1 protein-coding gene is annotated in these 284 nt (G+C 45.4%); it reads right to left on the minus strand.

Annotated elements, in window-relative coordinates; genetic code table 11:
* Nucleotides 1-284, minus strand: a 284-nt coding sequence (locus tag L5849_RS15700; protein ID WP_236926299.1) for a SprT-like domain-containing protein, incomplete at both ends; no start/stop codon positions are given.

The following is a 284-nucleotide window of genomic DNA, read 5'->3' on the forward strand; positions in this document are numbered from 1 at the left end:
GCGACCATTCTCTTCAATAAGATGTGTTACTTTCTGTCCGGTTTCTTTGCCACCTATCTCACCCGTGTCAGTTGGAATAAGGCCAATTTCGTGCATTTTCGCAGCCCACTGTTTATCATGGTAGCCCTTTCGCGGTGGTGAACCATAGTGGTGTTGCCACAGATGTACCATTTCATGCGCGATGGTTGACAGTACCTCTCTTGGTTTCCGATTAGCAAAATGGGCTGGATTAAGTGCAATCTCGTCAGTTATTTCTTTCGGGTTGGAAGTATTAGCAAAACGTT

The sequence above is a fragment of the Erythrobacter sp. SN021 genome (assembly GCF_021864455.1).